The following is a 15,172-nucleotide window of genomic DNA, read 5'->3' as shown; positions in this document are numbered from 1 at the left end:
GCAGTTCAAAAGACCTTGGCCAGAAATTCGCGTGTGCGCGGATGCTGCGCGTCGTTGAAAATGCGAGATGGCGGACCGGCCTCCACAATCTGCCCGGCTTCCATAAAGACAACAGTGTCCGCAACTTCACGCGCAAAGCCGATCTCGTGGGTGACGATCACAAGCGTGGTCCCGGTACGGGCAAGTTCCTTGATGACGTCGAGCACCTCACCGACCAGTTCGGGGTCAAGCGCCGAAGTCGGTTCGTCGAACAGGATGACCTTCGGACGAAGCGCCAATGCCCGGGCGATCGCCACGCGCTGCTGCTGTCCTCCGGACAATTGGCGCGGATAGGCTTCAGCCTTGTCGCTGAGGCCGACACGAGCAAGCAGATCAAGCGCCAGCCGAACCGCTGCATCGCGCGCAAGACCGCGTACCTGAATCGGCGCTTCGATGATGTTTTCAAGAACTGTCATGTGCGGAAAGAGATTGAAGTTCTGGAACACCATCGCGATATCGGCTCGGCGTTTGAGGATTTCCTTTTCCTTCAACTCATAGAGCGTATCTCCGTCCTGACGATAACCGACCAGCGCGCCATCAACGGAAATGAAGCCTTCATCCACACGCTCCAGATGATTGATAGAGCGCAGCAGCGTGGATTTACCGGAACCGGACGGGCCGAGAATTGCCGTCACGCTGCCTGCCGGAAGGGACAGTTCCACATGGTTCAGCACCGTGTTCGTGCCGAAGCGCTTGGAAATATCGTGGATATGAATAGGTGCGCCCGCAGACACCGTGCCTGCATCGCGGAAACCGGCGACTGGAACCGTCCTGTGCACTTGTCCCGACAGCCCCGAGGTCAACGGCAAGGAGCGCTTGTAACGATTGAAGAATGCCTGGAATGGCAGGGGAACGGGATTGCGAACCGCACCCTTGGCGAAATAGCGCTCGATATAATACTGCACCACCGAAAGCACGGTCATGATGACCAGATACCAGACGGTCGCGACCATCAACAGCGGAATGACTTCCAGATTGCGCCGGTAGATCACCTGAACCGTGTAGAACAGCTCCGGTAAGGCCAGCACATAAACCATTGAGGTGCCCTTGGCGAGACCGATGATCTCGTTGAAACCCGTCGGAAGGATGGAGCGCATGGCCTGTGGCAAAACAATTCGCAAGGCTTGCCGGTTGCGCGGTAGGCCAAGTGCGGCAGCAGCCTCATGTTGACCCTGATCGACGGAGAGAATGCCGCCGCGCACGATTTCGGCGAAGAAAGCTGACTGGTTGAAGGTCAGGCCGAGAAAGGCAGCTGCAAACGGTGTCAGCAATTGTACCGTCGGGTAATCGAACAAGACCTGACCACTGAAAGGTACGCTCAGCGTGATGTTGGCATAGAGGTAACCGAGGTTATTCAGGATGAGCAGCAATACAATCAGGGGTATGGAGCGCAGCAACCATATATAGCCCCAGGACAGGCCCGAAAGCAGAGGCGAACTCGATACACGGGCTAAGGCCAGCAGCGTGCCGAGAATGGAACCTGTTACAGCCGCAAGTGCTGTTAGCAGCAGCGTCCGCCCAAGGCCGACCAGCACCGGTTCGGCAAAGAACCATTCAGCAAAAACGTTCCAGCCCCACTGTGGATTGGTAAAGATCGAATAGAGCACAAGGCCGATCACGAGGGCCGCGAACACGCTACCGGCAAAGCGTGCTGGATGTTTTGCTGGAACGATCCTGTAGCGCGAATAGTCGTGCTTGCGCTCCACCGGGCGGGTTGCAATCTGCGCGTTTGGGAATTCTGTCGTTACTGCCATCTGGTCATTCCTTGGCCTTCAGCCCTGTGATGAAGTTCACTGGCTGGCGATATGTTGTCGGTCCGTAATGCGGTGATCAGTGCCGCGCCTGAGTGGAGCGACCAGATGGCCGATCTCCTTTTCAAAAGGCAGCGTCTTGTAAATTTCAGGATCTGCACCCGTGTCGAAAAGCGCCGTATAGCCGTTGTTGAGATAGAGACCGACGGCTTCAGGCTGACGGAAGCCGGTCGTCAGGTAGATGCGGGAATAGCCCTGTCTTGCCGCCTGTTCTTCCAGTTCCACGAGAAGCTTGCGCGCCAGCCCCTGTCGCCGCAGATCCGACCGCGTCCAGATGCGCTTGAACTCCGCAGTATGTGCATCAAAAGCCTTGAAGGCACCGCCACCGATGGTTTCACCGTCCCGGATCAACAGCACAAAATTACCGCTGGGTGGCGCAAACGCTTCGGGCGGATAGCGGTTCATTTCAGCCGCCGCACCTTCCGCGTTGAAATATGTGCCGTAACGACTGTCATATTCATACAGAAGTTCATCGATGAGCGGCTTCGCACGTGGATCAAGAGAACTGGTGTACAGAAAAATATCGCTCATCATCATCACCGTCTGTTTTCGTTGAGAAAGGCTTCGGCAAGCTGCACCCAATAGAGAGCAACTGGCGCGATGATCTGATCGTTGAAGTTGTATTCGGCACTATGCAGCGGCGCACTGTCGCCGTTACCGACAAAGAGATAGCTGCCGGGCTTTGCCTGCAGCATGAAAGCAAAATCCTCGCTGGCAGTGCGTGGCGCAAATGCGCTGTCTAGAGCACCATCGCCGAAGGCATCGGCTGCAACCTTGCGGGCGAATGCGGTCTCCTCAACCGGATTGATGACAGAAGGAAAGCCCAACCTGTAGTCGACCTCCGCAACGGCGCCAAAACTTTCAGCCTGAGCGCGGGCAAGCGCCGGGATGCGTATCTGCAATCCGCGCCGCACCTCTTCACTGTAGGAACGGATCGTCAGTTGCAGTTCCACCGAACCAGGAATGACGTTCGAAGCTTCACCGCCATGAATCGAGCCAACAGTGACAACCGCCATTTCACGCGGATCAACATTGCGCGAAACGATGCTCTGCAAGGCGATAATGAGACACGCAGCGGCGACAATAGGATCGACCGCATTGTGCGGTTCAGCTCCGTGACCGCCCTTGCCGACGATCTTGATGACAGCCTTGTCCACAGATGCCATAGCCGGTCCCGCGACAAACCCGAAACGCCCTGCAGTGACACCCGGCCAGTTGTGCAATCCAAACACCGCATCGGAGGGAAACCGCTCAAAAAGCCCTTCGCTTATCATCTTACGCGCTCCGGCACCGATTTCTTCTGCCGGTTGAAAGACAAGATCGAGCGTACCGCTGAAATCCCCCTCCTCGGCCAGATATCGCGCAGCTGAGAGCAGGATCGTCGTGTGCCCGTCATGGCCGCAAGCGTGCATCACACCTTTGTTTCGACTAGCATAGGGAAGCCGCGTCGCCTCTTCTATCGGTAGAGCATCCATATCTGCCCGGATCGCGAGACGGCGCTGACCTTGCCCCCGCGCCAAGGTTGCGACGACGCCGGTTCCCGCAATTCCCGTCGTGACCTCATAGCCCCAGGAGGCGAGTTTTGAAGCAACGAGATGGCTCGTGCGATGCTCGTTGAAGGCAAGTTCCGGATGCTGATGAATGTCATGGCGAAGCGCTATGAATTCGTCGAGATGCGCGGCAATGCCTTCTCTCGCGGCATCGAGCCTGTTGCGGGATCGGGAGGTAACATCCATGAAACCGGCTCCTCAGGCCCGCGCGGTCTTGTTTACCGGTTGATCTACCGCCGATGAATAACGGCTTTCGCGGAACGGCAGCCCCAGATGATCGCGCAGCGTTTCACCGCGCAGTTCCGGGTTGAAATAACCACGCTCTTCCAGGATCGGCAGTACATGTTGGATGAAATCGTCGAGACCTTCCGCAATGATGGGAAAGCCGAGAATGAAACCATCGGCCGCTTCGCTTTCCACCCAATCGATCAGTTCGTTGGCGATAGCTTCCGCCGTTCCAATAAAGGCGGTGCGTGGTGTCGCGACATCGAGTGCGATCTCGCGTAATGTGGCACCGGTTTCCCTTGCCGTCTTCTTGATGCGATCTGTCGTGGCGCGGAAACTATTCTTGCCGATTTCGCCGAGTTCAGGGAAAGGCTCGTCGAGCGGATAGATACTGAAATCGTGATGATCGAAGAAGCGACCGAGATAAAGCAGCGCTTCTTCAACCGACACCAGATTACGGATCGCCTGATACTTCGCCTCGGCCTCCTCCTGCGTACGCCCGACAATCGGGCCAATACCGGGGAAAATCCCAACATCGGAAGAACTGCGCCCCTGCGCAACCGCACTTTGCTTTACTTGCCTGTAGAAAGATCGCACGTCCTCAATCTTGGTGCCGTTCGTGAACACCGCATCGGCATGTTTACCGGCAAGCCGGATGCCGGAATCCGACGATCCGGCCTGAAACACCACTGGCTGCCCCTGCCTGGAGCGGCTGATATTTAGCGGTCCTTCGACATTGAAAAAACGCCCTTTGTGATTAATGCGACGTAACTTGTTTTTATCGACATAGACACCGGTTTCGCGATCGCGGACGAAAGCATCGTCATCCCAGGAATCCCAGAGCCCTTTGATGACGTCAAGATACTCGTCCGCAATTTCATAGCGTAGTTCGTGTTCCGGATGCGGGCGCCCGTAATTGCGGCCAGATCCTTCCAGCGGGGAGGTGACAGCATTCCATCCGGCGCGTCCGCCAGAAATGAGATCCAGCGAAGCGAACTGGCGCGCGATGGTGAATGGGTCGCTGTAGGACGTCGATACCGTACCTACCAAACCAATTTTTGAGGTGGAAGCAGCGAGCGCCGAAAGGATTGAAATCGGTTCGAAGCGATTGAGGAAATGCGGTATCGACTGTTCATTGACGTAAAGTCCGTCAGCAACAAAGGCGAAGGCGATCCCCGCCGCCTCTGCCTTGCGCGCGGCATTGACGAAAAAATCGAAATTGATGCTTGCATCGACGGGCCCACTTGGATGCTTCCATGCGTTCATATGGCCGCCGGCCCCCTGCAGCATGACGCCAAACGTGATTTGCTTTCGTTCACTCATGTCATTTCTCCAAGGAAGAGTTCGACGCCATGCGTCCATCTTGCAGTTTCCGGTCGTGCTGCATTCGCACTGAGCAGCTAGACGTTTTCCATGAGAACAGCGTAAGCACGCCTCGGCCTGCCGATAAGAAAAGTAATTCTATAATTTTTATATACTTTAAAATTGCAATGCGGCTTGAAGCGGAGCAAAACAGAATAGGTAATAAAATCAATTGGATAGAACGACTATCCCCTCGTTTTTTGTCCGTGACGAGCTCAAAAGAAAAATCTGACTGAAAAGAGGCGAATTTTGAGACGTCTGTTCCTTGATGAAGAATGCTTGGTGGCCCACCATTCAAACATGGACACGAGCTATACCTATATCATCATCGCCCTGCTCCCGTTTCTGCTTTGGAGCACGATTATCTTCGTATTGTCGGAAGCCAGCATCCAAACCGATTACCGGGACTGCGAGGGTACGAATGACGATCGCCCGACCGACGATCAGATGGCCGATATCGTGACCATTCCCTACGGTCTAATTTTCCCGCTTTATTATCATACACCGACCACATCGCACGAAATCGGTTAAAACAGCCACTATGCTGCGACACTCGGCCAGCCACGGTACGCTATTAATTCTCTCGATTTCGTGCCAAAGCATTCCGGCGAAACATCGGCGGAGTGGATATGCTTACAAAGAAGGGCAAATACGGTCTGAAGGCTCTGGCTCATCTCGCCGCACTTGAACCGGGAGAAAGCGCGTTCGTCGCCGAGATTGCCGCCAGGAACAATATCTCCAAGAAATTTCTCGACGCAATCCTGCTGGAATTACGCAATGACGGCATTCTGCGGTCCAAGAAAGGTCCCGGTGGCGGCTATAGCCTTTCCAAGTCTGCGTCGGAAATTACCATTGGTCAGGTCGTCCGTGTTCTCGACGGACCACTGGCACCAATCCGTTGCGCCAGCCGCACAGCATACGAACCGTGCAACGATTGCGTGGATCATCGAGCCTGTCAGGTGCGCCGGTCCATGCTGCTGGTGCGCGAAGCAATAGCGGGTGTTCTCGATAGGATGACGCTGGAACAGTTCGCTCGTAACGGTGGGTTGGAAGACGACCGCTCTGCGCCCGCTTGGGCACAGTTAAGCGCCTGATATAGCGTCCAGAAGGCGATAGCCGCCATTGTGATACAGAAGCGGTTGACCGGAACCCGTAACGATTTTCAGAACACGACCGATCACGATTGCATGCGTATGACGTTCGATTACGTCTTCCACGGCGCAATCAACTGAAGCCAATGCGCCAGCAAGTGCTAGCGCACCGCTTTCGAGTGCATACCATTCGGCATCCGCGTAACGTTCAATGCCCTTGATCCCATCTTTGCCAGCGAAACGATCAGCAATGGACTGATGGCCAGAAGACAGCACATTCACACAGAAATGGTTATGGCGACTAATCGCCGACCAGACCGATGAACCCCGGTTGATGTTTACGATAATCGTTGGCGGTTCAACCGAAAGCGCAGTGGCTGACGTCACAGTCGCCCCGGTGCGCCCTTCATCGAAACCCGCCGTGACAACGCTCACGCCACCTGCAAGCTGTCTCATGGCTGCTTTAAGCTCGCCTGGAGAAACCTCGATATCTTCAGGCTCTTCAACATATTGCGGAATGCTCTCGCGGAGATATGTAACCGTTGATCCCATCTCTGTTTATTACTCCAGATTTATCAATCTGCCATACGGTAGCAGCGCTCGGCAAATTGGCCGAGAATGCACTTTCTATATTCGACTGATTTTGTAGAAAATTAGAGCCTGTCTGCAAAACGGAAGTAGATGTGCGGCGACGCCACTATTTGCCACTGATGAATGCTTGCAGCGGTTACGCTGGTAGATCGAGATTATCGAACAGTTTTCGTTCGGTATAACCGTCTCAAAACACACTCAGGAACAGATTTTGAAATCTGCGTCATGATTTTATTCCGATCGTCATTGAATGAATTGGATAACTAGCCAGCGCGAACAACGCTCAGCTCTGGCTTGCTTGCGCCCGAGGCAGGAAGAAGCCGCGCAAAGTCTGTGAGGATTTGCGCATAATCCTCTGCGTGAAATTCGTAAGGCAGCTCCAGCCGAAATTCGGAGACAAGCGGCAAAACAGGATCGGTGGTTAGTGTTTCCAGAATTTGCTCTGTCGTGCCCACAATATCTGGCAGGAAAAGTGTGCGGCGCGGACCATGGGCAAAACCCGTTCGCTTGTTGCGTTCGGCGGCGAATTCTGCATAGCGACGGCGCGCATCGGGACTTGCGCTGTCCGTGGGCAGGATCACCCGGCCAAGTGCGACACGCGGCGCACGTTCATGCGCCCATTCGTGACGGAACCGTTCGATGAGTGTTTTCTGGGCCGTCAGAAAATCATCCGTGTTCTCACCGCTGACAATGTTTCCCGTCAGGAGATTGAACCCGGCCTGCCCCGCCCAACGTGCTGAATTCTGTGATCCACCACCATACCACAGGCGGTCGGTCAGCCCTTTGGCAAAGGGTCTCAAACGCGGGATTTGCGCTCCGGCGGCATTGCCCGCTTCGGTCTCGCCCGAAAGCGGTTCTGACCGCAGGGCCTGTGCCAGTTTTTCTGCACGCGCATGACTGTAATCAGCGATGGGAGCCACATCGACGAAATCTGCAACAAGATGCGCAAAGGGCGGCGCACCAACTGAAACGCCAACATTCAGCCTGCCGTTTGACAGCAGGTCTACAGTTGCAAGATCTTCGGCCAGCCGGAACGGGTTTTCATATCCAAGCTGGATGACCGCAGTGCCAAGACCGATGCGTTTTGTTCGCTGCGAAGCTGCGGCGAGAAAGGTCGCGGCGGATGAAATACCACGCTCCAGATGGCGCTGGCGCACCCATGCGCTGTCATATCCCAGTCGCTCTCCATATTCGAAAAGCTGCAATGTGTCCTCCAGACCCTGCGCGGGATCATTTTCGCGATGACTGCCAGGAATGAGGAAGGCAAAATGTTCGATATGTGAAAGGGGCATGGCTTGTTTCCCTTCTCACGCAGCGGTTTCGCGATAGCTTTGAAGCCGCGCCAGAATGTTTGCTTCCTGCACCGCCTTGCGCTCCCGTACACACCGGGTTGCTTCTTCAAAGGAGGCAGATGCTGGATAAAGTGGCGAGGAGATCTGCTGGCCCAATCTGGTGCCAATGTGCTTTTCAAACGGCAGCGACCGATATTGCCGGACATCGACGGATATATCGAAAAGCGGACGATAGCCGAGTGAAATGTAAAGCGCTGTGGCCTCGGGTTGGCGATAGCCGGTCGAGAGATAAGCCCGTGTGTAACCTAGCTCACCGGCACTTTCTTCGAGCGCCAGCACAATACGGCGCGCCAGCCCCTGCCTGCGCAAATGCGATGCCGTCCAGATACGCTTGAGTTCGACGGTTTCATCGTCGTGGCTCATATAGGCGCCCCCGGCAATGGTTTCCCCATCGCGCTGAAGCAGCAGGAATCCGCCAAGCGGCGGCGCAAATGCGTCCGCGGGGTAGCGCAGGATTTCTGTGCGCGCGCCACCGGATCGGTCCAGATCGGCATAACGAAGATCATATTCGTGAACCAGGCCATCGATAAGGGGCTGCGCTGCCGGATTTAAAAGAGAGGACTGGACAATAATATCAACCATGGAAAGCCTCCGCTGAAACAAATGCTGCCCGACCTGTGTTGAGTGGAAGCAAAAAGCCGCCATCGAACAGTATCTTCCTCTAACGGTGCCTGTTAGCGCGCACGTTTGCACGGCATGAACGTTTAATGAGTGTGCAAATATTGGAAGATCGTTGCTCGATTAATATTCTACAAAAAACATAGATTACTCCTCGTCAAATTGTTGATGAGGATGAAATGCCCTACGCGCTCAGTTTACTCGATAAAAGTCCCATTCATGACGGCGAAGCGGCTCAAACCGCACTGGCCCGCACGATAAAGCTTGCGCAGAAAGCAGAAACCGCAGGCTTTCATCGCTTCTGGGTGGCTGAACATCACAACTCACCAGAGCTCGCCAGTTCATCGCCGGAAGTGCTGATCAGCTTTTTGCTGGCACATACCAGACATATCCGGATTGGTTCGGGCGGCGTTATGCTGCAGCATTACAGCGCTTATAAAGTCGCTGAGAACTTCAATCTTCTTGCTTCGCTTGCGCCCGGACGTGTCGATCTGGGTGTGGGAAAAGCCCCTGGGGGCTTGCCGCTTTCAACGCGCGCCTTGCAGGGAGCCTATGACCCTGATCGCAAACCATCATTCAATGAACAACTGATTGAGCTGGATAAATTTCTCGACGAAAGCCCTGAAAATACCGATAACCGGAACGGCCTTGCCGCTTATCCGGTTCCGCCGCAAAAACCCGAACGTTTCCTGCTGGGTGCGAGTGTCGAAAGTGCTGAACTTGCCGCACGTCTCAACTGGGACTTCGTCTATGCCGGTCATATTCAGGGTGACCCGACAGCCATAAAGGAAGCGGTTGAAGCCTATCAGGCAATCGCGAACCGCCCTGCCATTCTAGCTGTCGGCATAATCGTTGCGGAAAGCGAGGCCGAGGCAGAAAGGCTTGCCGTTGACATTCGGCGCTTCCGTGTCGCGGTCGAAGGCCTGCAGCCGGTCAATGTCGGCAGCCACGAACAGGCGCTTGAATATGTGCGGCAGGCCGGTACCACACAATACAGCATCGAAGAGCGCACGCCTCGTGTGATCCGTGGCACCGCCACCCATGTTCACACTGAGCTTCAACGCCTGCATCGGGAGTTGGGCATCACTGAGTTTGTAATCGACTGCCCTGTTTCAGAAGGTAGCCATCGCCTCAAAACCATTGAGCTGCTCGCCAATAATCGCCCGGCCATCGCGGCATAAGTTTTCCCAATTTCCCGACATCGGATGGTGGTTATGCATCGGTTGACGCTATGGGAGAATAGGTAGCGGTTCACCAAAATCTGCTTACTTGCTCATTCATTATCAGGCATGCCGTTCTGCTTGAGTTCGGCAAACTTGATAGCCATCGTCGGGTTACCGCGCGTGAGCCGTTTGACCGTCAGGTCCTCCGCCTTGTCGTTTGCAAGCCGCAAGTTATTGGCAGACTTGTGAAGCGCTTCCTTCGTTTTCTCCAGATCCTTGATGGCTTCGTCGATGCGTTTGACTGCCTCCTCAAAGCCATCTGAAGCCAGACGCCAGTTGCGCCCGAATGCGGCTTTAAAGTCATCAAGCTGGGATTCGAAGTTTGTTATGTCGACGTTTTGCGCCTTCACCAGCGCTAGCTCTTTCTTGTATTGGAGCGAGTTCATCGCCGCATTGCGCAGCAGCGTGATGATTGGGATGAAAAACTGCGGTCGGACGACGTACATTTTTGGATAACGGTGGGATACATCAATGATCCCGGTGTTATAAAGCTCACTCTCAGGCTCAAGCAACGAGACCAGCACGGCGTATTCGCAGCCTTTCGCGCTCCGGTCCTTGTCTAACTCTTTGAAAAAGTCTTCGTTCTTCTTCTTGGTAGCCGTCTCGTCATTTTCGTTCTTCATCTCGAACATGATCGAGACGATTTCAGAACCTGCATCGTCAATGTCGCGGAAGATAAAGTCGCCCTTGCTACCGTTGCGCGCGTCGTTATCCTTCTCAAAATAAGCGCGCGGGAAAGCGGTGGCACGAATGCGGTCAAACTCGATTGCGCAGTGCTGTTCCAGCGTCTCACCGATCATTTTTGTCGATAGTTTCGCTTTCATATCCCTCAGACGCTCGATTGCGTCGTTGCGATCCTTTAGCTGCGTTTCGTACTTGTCCCTAAGTGCAGTTTCAGCAAGCTGTTTTTCGAGCGTAATTCGAGCAAGCCCGTTCTTCAGTTCGTCACGCTCTTTCTCAACTGTATTGACGGCTTCGGTGACAGCGAGCTTCTGTGAAAGCTCCCCGGCATCGAGCCTGGCCTTCAGGCTCTGGATCTCCACGTCTTTAGTGGTGGCTGCCTTCTGTAGTTCAGCAGTAAGCTTCGCCTCGGCCAGTTTTGATGCAGCCTCCTGCTCCCGTCTGGCTTTCTCAAGCTCATGCAAAAGAGTATCGCGTTGTTTTTCGACAGCACTCAACGCCTCAGCCACTGCGAGTTTCTGCGCGACTTCACTGGATTCAAGTCTTGCCCTCAGTTCCTGGATTTCAGAATCCTTGGCTGCAGCAGTCTTCTGCAATTCATTGGCAACTTTAGCCTGTGCAAGCTCAACAGCGTTACGCTTGTCCTGATCAGCCAACTCCAAGCGCTCATGCAGCTGCTTCTCGAAATCACTGTCACGCACCTGCTTCAGGATATCGGCATAGCCCGTCTCATCGATCTTAAATGCCTTGTTGCAATGCGGGCAGATGATTTCATGCATGATTATTTCCATTAGCCTTGGCCAGAACCTCTTGGAGAAACTCCATGAGCTGCTATTGATCCGTCACCTTGTGAACGATCACTGTCTACACGGTCAAGGTCATTTACGGTTGCTTGACCAGGCCTGCGGTCTAGCGAACCGAAGAACCCAGCTGAAATCAGCCACGCTACAACATGAATCAGGGCTCGCCGGCTGTCAGCGCAGATGACAGATTGATGGTCAAACGGCTGTACCAACGAATGGATAGCGCATCCGGCTTGCTTGTAATTTCAGCGATCGGCTTTAAACCAATAAATACGTCGTGGTCTGCGGGTCGAAGCCGACAATACGCTTACCTTCATCGAAGGCAGTCAGCAGCTGTTCGCGAAGCAACAACCTGGCATGTATCGCCGCCGCCGGATCAGTTGCAAGCAGGTGATCGATGTCGCCCGGTATTTGCACACGTTGAGCATCTGCGGGAAACTCAAATTTCTGGCCTTGAGATCGAGCTTCCACACGCAGATCGTCCAATTGCCAGTCAGCCACGATCCTGTCCGAAGGCAAACCGGAATTGATGCCGACCATAGGGCCGTAATAGTCGATATGATAAATGGACGATGTAGCCCCGAGGCTCGCAATGTTAAGACTGGCATTGACCGCCCGGATCGGATCATAGGTCCAGCGCACATGAGTAATGCCTCTCGCAAGACACCAATCGCGCTGGAACCACTTCATCCGCGCGCCAAGTTTCAAGCCTCTTGCTTCTGGAAGAACTGCCAGACGGTGAGAATGCTGAACGCCCTGCGCTGCACTTGGGAAACCAAAAATGAAACCTATCATCTTCCCGCCATCGAACGCTCCGGCGACAAGGCCACCTTCGTGCTGGATCGCAAGCAATAGGTCTGAGGCATCGACAGGATCGTCCTCTCCCCACACCAGCCGCTGCACGATCTCCGAATCTTTCATCTCATCGAGAGAGGCGAGCTCGCGGACCAATATTTCGCTCATGCGACGAAATCCTCGCGATGGCTGGTGACCGTATCGAGAAATACATGGTCCAAGGTCACACCGATACCTGGACCGTTCTTGGGAACGGCCATTCGGCCATTTTCGGCTTCCAGCGGCTCGTTGACAATATCGCGCGGGAAGTAGCGGCTGGCGGACGATGTATCCCCCGGCTTCGTGAAATTCGGCAATGTGGACAGGTGAATATTATGCGCCCTACCAATGCCTGCCTCAAGCATCCCGCCGCACCATACAGGCACATCGAAGGCTGCGCAGACATCGTGAATAGCGCGTGAAGCACTGTGTCCACCGACGCGACCCACCTTGATATTGATGACACGGCAAGCTCTTGCGACAAGCGCCTTGCGCGCATCCACCGAAGACCGGATGCTCTCATCCAGGCAGATGGCGGTCAGCAGCTTTTCCTGTACATGAACGTGATCGGTAATGTCGTCGAAAGCCAGCGGCTGTTCGATATAATCGAGTGCGAAAGCATCCATGGCCTTGAGAAGCGGCAGGTCGGAAAGCCGATAGTCTGTATTGGCATCAACCGTCAGCTTGGCTTCCGGGAAACGCTCGCGCACCGCCTGAATCATAGTGAGATCATGACCGCGCTTGATCTTCAGCTTAACGCGCTTGTAACCGGCATCAAGCGAGGCCGCGACCCGGTCAATCGTCGTTGGAATATCGGCAATGCCAAGGCTGACCCCCACATCGATAGCATCGCGAACGCCACCAAGCGCAACGCTCAATGGCAGGTTCAGTGCTTTCGCCCACAGGTCCCACACGGCCATTTCGACCATGGCCTTGCTCATTCTATGTCCGCGCCACGGATCAAGAATTGCGGAAAGGTCCGCCGGACCGGCGAAGCGTTTCCCAACGATTTGCGGCAGCAGGACGTCGCGCAGGAAAGAGAGCGAACCGGAGATGGTTTCCTCCAGATAATCCGGCAACGGATCCATCACGCCCTCGGCATAGCCTTCCAGGCCTTCAGCCCGCAGAGTGAGGATCGGAATGATCTTTTCGGTCATTGTTCCCGTGGAAATCACGAAAGGCACGAGCAGCGGCAAACGTATGACCCGTATTTCAGCCGCCTCGATCTTTAACCCGGTGAAAATTGGCGCTGCGTGCATCGGATACTCCATCCGTGAGTACAAATGATCGGTCTGGTCCAGGAGTTCCTTGGTGACGAGGCGTCATCCTAATTGTCCCCCTCGACCGAATTAAATTCCCTGTTCGCTGTCAAAAGTCCAATAGTTTCGTCAGCGCGCTTACTGATGCTGATCCGGCAGTGTATCCAGAGGGAAAACCGGACGCCGCAGTCGAGCGTAGATCCGTCTCGACAGATCCGGTGAGCTCAAACCGCCAGCATCTGTAACAATGATCTGTACTGCAATTGGGCCGAACGCCCCTTTGAAATGCTGCATTGATTTGACCGCCAGAACGGATTTTTCCTTAGGCTCGATGCCGACGATCCGGAAAATGTTCTGATCCAGCATTTGCATGCGTTCCGACACGATCATGATATCGATCCCCTCGACGCGCAGGCAAACGGCTTTTCCGGTTGTTCCAGGCAAACCTGTAAACATCGGCCCCTCAAAGACGAAGGTACCGTCGCTGACCGACATGACACGGCCTGTCACAGTCAAAGGACCGCCACCGACAGATGGATCGGATTTGCCGCCAATCGTCACCGTAACAGTCTCGCCTATCGCCTTGGCTGCAATCTCCGTCACCGCTTCAGGGTCGAGAAGCGCACCTGCGGCGGCATTGGTCACACCGGCCTGAAGCATCGCAGCAATGAGCGCAGTGCAATCGCTATAAGCGCCCGAACCGGGATTGTCGGAGAAATCAGCGACGACAATCGTGCCTTCAGCACTCCGAGCCTCTTTCAATTGCCGGATACATTCATCGAGAGGCATAGGCTGCGACCATTGATCCTTATAGGACCAGATTTCATCGCACATCTTGCCCGCAACATCACAAGCGGTTTGCTGATCGACACTTTTATGATCGAAGGTTACGATGACACTGGGTCCAGCTGCCCAGACGTCCGCATCGGTAAACCCCGCATTGATCGCAACGTTCAAAATACCCGGTTGCTGCATCTCACGACCGGCACTTTCAAGCAAGCGGCACATCGGGCCGTTATCCGTTGTGCGACCGTCGTCGCAACCGAGCAGCATTGGTGGGCGCGCGATGGCCAGCGCAGGTTCGATTTCGCCCCTCATCGCCCGATCCAGCAACGAACATGCTTCAACGCCAACCTCATTCATGTCGATATGAGGATAGGTACGGAATGAAACGGCGACCTGCGCCAGATCAGCCAGTTCATCAAAAATATTCGCGTGAAGGTCTAGGGTGATGGCAATGGGGACATCATAACCAACCGCGGACCGGATTTCTCGCAGGAACTGGCTGTCGCCATCCTGATCCGTCTCCGTCACCATGGCACCATGCAGAGCAACAAATATGCCGTCAAAAGGCCCGGCTTCCTTCAGCCGCCGCAGGCACTCGCCCGTGATTTCCTGACGCGCAGTTTCAAGCACTGGTCCGTTCGGTTCCGCATGGGCTGCGGTGATGTAAACAGGCGTCCAGCCTTTTTCATCCGCGACCTTTATCGCGCCACCGACCTCAGAGCCTGTACCTCGGAAATTGGCTGGAATCTCATCGCCCTTGAAATAATGCGACGCCCGAAAATCACTGATGCTCGTGCGATTTTGCGTGAAAGTATTACTTTCATTGATGAGTTCTATGATCGCAACACGATAGGACACGGATCGACCTTTCTTTTGTCAGCAAAGACCAGTCTGGGTTGGTCGAAACGAAATGGCTGAGGCCAGATTATGCTCACACGCAGTGAGCA

The 15,172-nt window shown here is 54.6% G+C and carries 14 protein-coding genes; 3 read left to right on the top strand and 11 right to left on the bottom strand.

Annotated features, from left to right (window positions below):
• Window positions 1-5: 5 nt before the first annotated feature.
• From AAE521_RS08215 to AAE521_RS08200, 4 genes are read right to left on the bottom strand one after another with little or no spacing between them, the layout of a single operon-like run.
• Complete coding sequence (locus AAE521_RS08215) at window positions 6-1,793, bottom strand: amino acid ABC transporter permease/ATP-binding protein (RefSeq protein WP_342061028.1); 1,788 nt, start codon at window positions 1,791-1,793, stop codon at window positions 6-8.
• A 36-nt stretch (window positions 1,794-1,829) separates the two neighbouring features.
• The gene (locus tag AAE521_RS08210; protein ID WP_342061027.1) at window positions 1,830-2,381 is read right to left on the bottom strand and encodes a GNAT family N-acetyltransferase; all 552 of its coding nucleotides are present in this window, start codon (window positions 2,379-2,381) and stop codon (window positions 1,830-1,832) included.
• 5 nt (window positions 2,382-2,386) lie between these two features.
• Window positions 2,387-3,586, bottom strand: coding sequence for a M20 aminoacylase family protein (locus tag AAE521_RS08205; protein ID WP_071630678.1), 1,200 nt, complete (start codon window positions 3,584-3,586; stop codon window positions 2,387-2,389).
• A 12-nt stretch (window positions 3,587-3,598) separates the two neighbouring features.
• Window positions 3,599-4,948, bottom strand: coding sequence for an LLM class flavin-dependent oxidoreductase (locus AAE521_RS08200; protein ID WP_071630679.1), 1,350 nt, complete (start codon window positions 4,946-4,948; stop codon window positions 3,599-3,601).
• A 321-nt stretch (window positions 4,949-5,269) separates the two neighbouring features.
• On the opposite strand from AAE521_RS08200, the gene AAE521_RS08195 reads away from it, so the two are divergent.
• Both AAE521_RS08195 and AAE521_RS08190 read left to right on the top strand, forming a co-directional pair.
• Window positions 5,270-5,518, top strand: a complete 249-nt coding sequence (locus AAE521_RS08195) for a hypothetical protein (RefSeq protein WP_342061026.1) — start codon at window positions 5,270-5,272, stop codon at window positions 5,516-5,518.
• Window positions 5,519-5,616: 98 nt separating this feature from the next.
• Window positions 5,617-6,081: an RrF2 family transcriptional regulator gene (locus AAE521_RS08190; protein ID WP_071630680.1), complete on the top strand. Its 465-nt coding sequence runs from the start codon at window positions 5,617-5,619 to the stop codon at window positions 6,079-6,081.
• Here the strand turns inward: AAE521_RS08190 and AAE521_RS08185 are convergent.
• From AAE521_RS08185 to AAE521_RS08175, 3 genes are all read right to left on the bottom strand, one after another.
• On the bottom strand, window positions 6,070-6,630 hold the full coding sequence (locus AAE521_RS08185) for a flavin reductase family protein (protein ID WP_071630681.1): 561 nt from the start codon (window positions 6,628-6,630) through the stop codon (window positions 6,070-6,072). The genes AAE521_RS08190 and AAE521_RS08185 overlap by 12 nt on opposite strands.
• Window positions 6,631-6,932: 302 nt before the next feature.
• Window positions 6,933-7,961, bottom strand: coding sequence for an LLM class flavin-dependent oxidoreductase (locus tag AAE521_RS08180; RefSeq protein ID WP_342061025.1), 1,029 nt, complete (start codon window positions 7,959-7,961; stop codon window positions 6,933-6,935).
• A gap of 15 nt (window positions 7,962-7,976) precedes the next feature.
• Window positions 7,977-8,603 (bottom strand): GNAT family N-acetyltransferase, encoded by a 627-nt coding sequence (locus AAE521_RS08175; RefSeq protein ID WP_071630683.1) that lies wholly within the window; start codon window positions 8,601-8,603, stop codon window positions 7,977-7,979.
• A gap of 215 nt (window positions 8,604-8,818) precedes the next feature.
• Between AAE521_RS08175 and AAE521_RS08170 the strand changes: the two genes are divergently transcribed.
• Entirely contained in the window at window positions 8,819-9,820 is a 1,002-nt protein-coding gene (locus AAE521_RS08170) for an LLM class flavin-dependent oxidoreductase (RefSeq protein ID WP_342061024.1), read from the top strand.
• Window positions 9,821-9,912: 92 nt separating this feature from the next.
• Here the strand turns inward: AAE521_RS08170 and AAE521_RS08165 are convergent, their stop codons facing one another.
• The 4 genes from AAE521_RS08165 to AAE521_RS08150 all read right to left on the bottom strand — a co-directional run bounded on the left by AAE521_RS08165 (window position 9,913) and on the right by AAE521_RS08150 (window position 15,083).
• Window positions 9,913-11,322, bottom strand: a complete 1,410-nt coding sequence (locus AAE521_RS08165) for a DUF2130 domain-containing protein (protein WP_342061023.1) — start codon at window positions 11,320-11,322, stop codon at window positions 9,913-9,915.
• A 282-nt stretch (window positions 11,323-11,604) separates the two neighbouring features.
• Window positions 11,605-12,309 carry a GNAT family N-acetyltransferase gene (locus AAE521_RS08160; RefSeq protein WP_342061022.1) on the bottom strand — a complete coding sequence of 235 codons (705 nt, stop codon included), beginning with the start codon at window positions 12,307-12,309 and terminating at the stop codon, window positions 11,605-11,607.
• Window positions 12,306-13,439 carry an o-succinylbenzoate synthase gene (gene menC / locus AAE521_RS08155; RefSeq protein ID WP_071630687.1) on the bottom strand — a complete coding sequence of 378 codons (1,134 nt, stop codon included), beginning with the start codon at window positions 13,437-13,439 and terminating at the stop codon, window positions 12,306-12,308. Before menC ends, AAE521_RS08160 begins: the two co-directional genes overlap by 4 nt.
• 138 nt (window positions 13,440-13,577) lie before the next feature.
• Complete coding sequence (locus tag AAE521_RS08150; RefSeq protein WP_071630688.1) at window positions 13,578-15,083, bottom strand: M81 family metallopeptidase; 1,506 nt, start codon at window positions 15,081-15,083, stop codon at window positions 13,578-13,580.
• Window positions 15,084-15,172 lie beyond the last annotated feature (89 nt).

Origin of the sequence: Brucella cytisi (assembly GCF_038433355.1) — a bacterium.
GTDB classification, from domain to species: Bacteria; Pseudomonadota; Alphaproteobacteria; order Rhizobiales; family Rhizobiaceae; genus Brucella; species Brucella cytisi.
Note: the sequence above shows the minus strand (reverse complement) of the source record. Positions and strands in the feature narration are given on the sequence as shown.

What these genes read in the sequence shown, in the direction of transcription:
- AAE521_RS08215 (WP_342061028.1), bottom strand. Translation starts at nt 1,793, where the DNA reads ATGGCAGTAACGACAGAATTCCCAAACGCGCAGATTGCAACCCGCCCG.
- AAE521_RS08210 (WP_342061027.1), bottom strand. Translation starts at nt 2,381, where the DNA reads ATGAGCGATATTTTTCTGTACACCAGTTCTCTTGATCCACGTGCGAAG.
- AAE521_RS08205 (WP_071630678.1), bottom strand. Translation starts at nt 3,586, where the DNA reads ATGGATGTTACCTCCCGATCCCGCAACAGGCTCGATGCCGCGAGAGAA.
- AAE521_RS08200 (WP_071630679.1), bottom strand. Translation starts at nt 4,948, where the DNA reads ATGAGTGAACGAAAGCAAATCACGTTTGGCGTCATGCTGCAGGGGGCC.
- AAE521_RS08190 (WP_071630680.1), top strand. Translation starts at nt 5,617, where the DNA reads ATGCTTACAAAGAAGGGCAAATACGGTCTGAAGGCTCTGGCTCATCTC.
- AAE521_RS08185 (WP_071630681.1), bottom strand. Translation starts at nt 6,630, where the DNA reads ATGGGATCAACGGTTACATATCTCCGCGAGAGCATTCCGCAATATGTT.
- AAE521_RS08180 (WP_342061025.1), bottom strand. Translation starts at nt 7,961, where the DNA reads ATGCCCCTTTCACATATCGAACATTTTGCCTTCCTCATTCCTGGCAGT.
- AAE521_RS08175 (WP_071630683.1), bottom strand. Translation starts at nt 8,603, where the DNA reads ATGGTTGATATTATTGTCCAGTCCTCTCTTTTAAATCCGGCAGCGCAG.
- AAE521_RS08170 (WP_342061024.1), top strand. Translation starts at nt 8,819, where the DNA reads ATGCCCTACGCGCTCAGTTTACTCGATAAAAGTCCCATTCATGACGGC.
- AAE521_RS08165 (WP_342061023.1), bottom strand. Translation starts at nt 11,322, where the DNA reads ATGCATGAAATCATCTGCCCGCATTGCAACAAGGCATTTAAGATCGAT.
- AAE521_RS08160 (WP_342061022.1), bottom strand. Translation starts at nt 12,309, where the DNA reads ATGAGCGAAATATTGGTCCGCGAGCTCGCCTCTCTCGATGAGATGAAA.
- menC (WP_071630687.1), bottom strand. Translation starts at nt 13,439, where the DNA reads ATGCACGCAGCGCCAATTTTCACCGGGTTAAAGATCGAGGCGGCTGAA.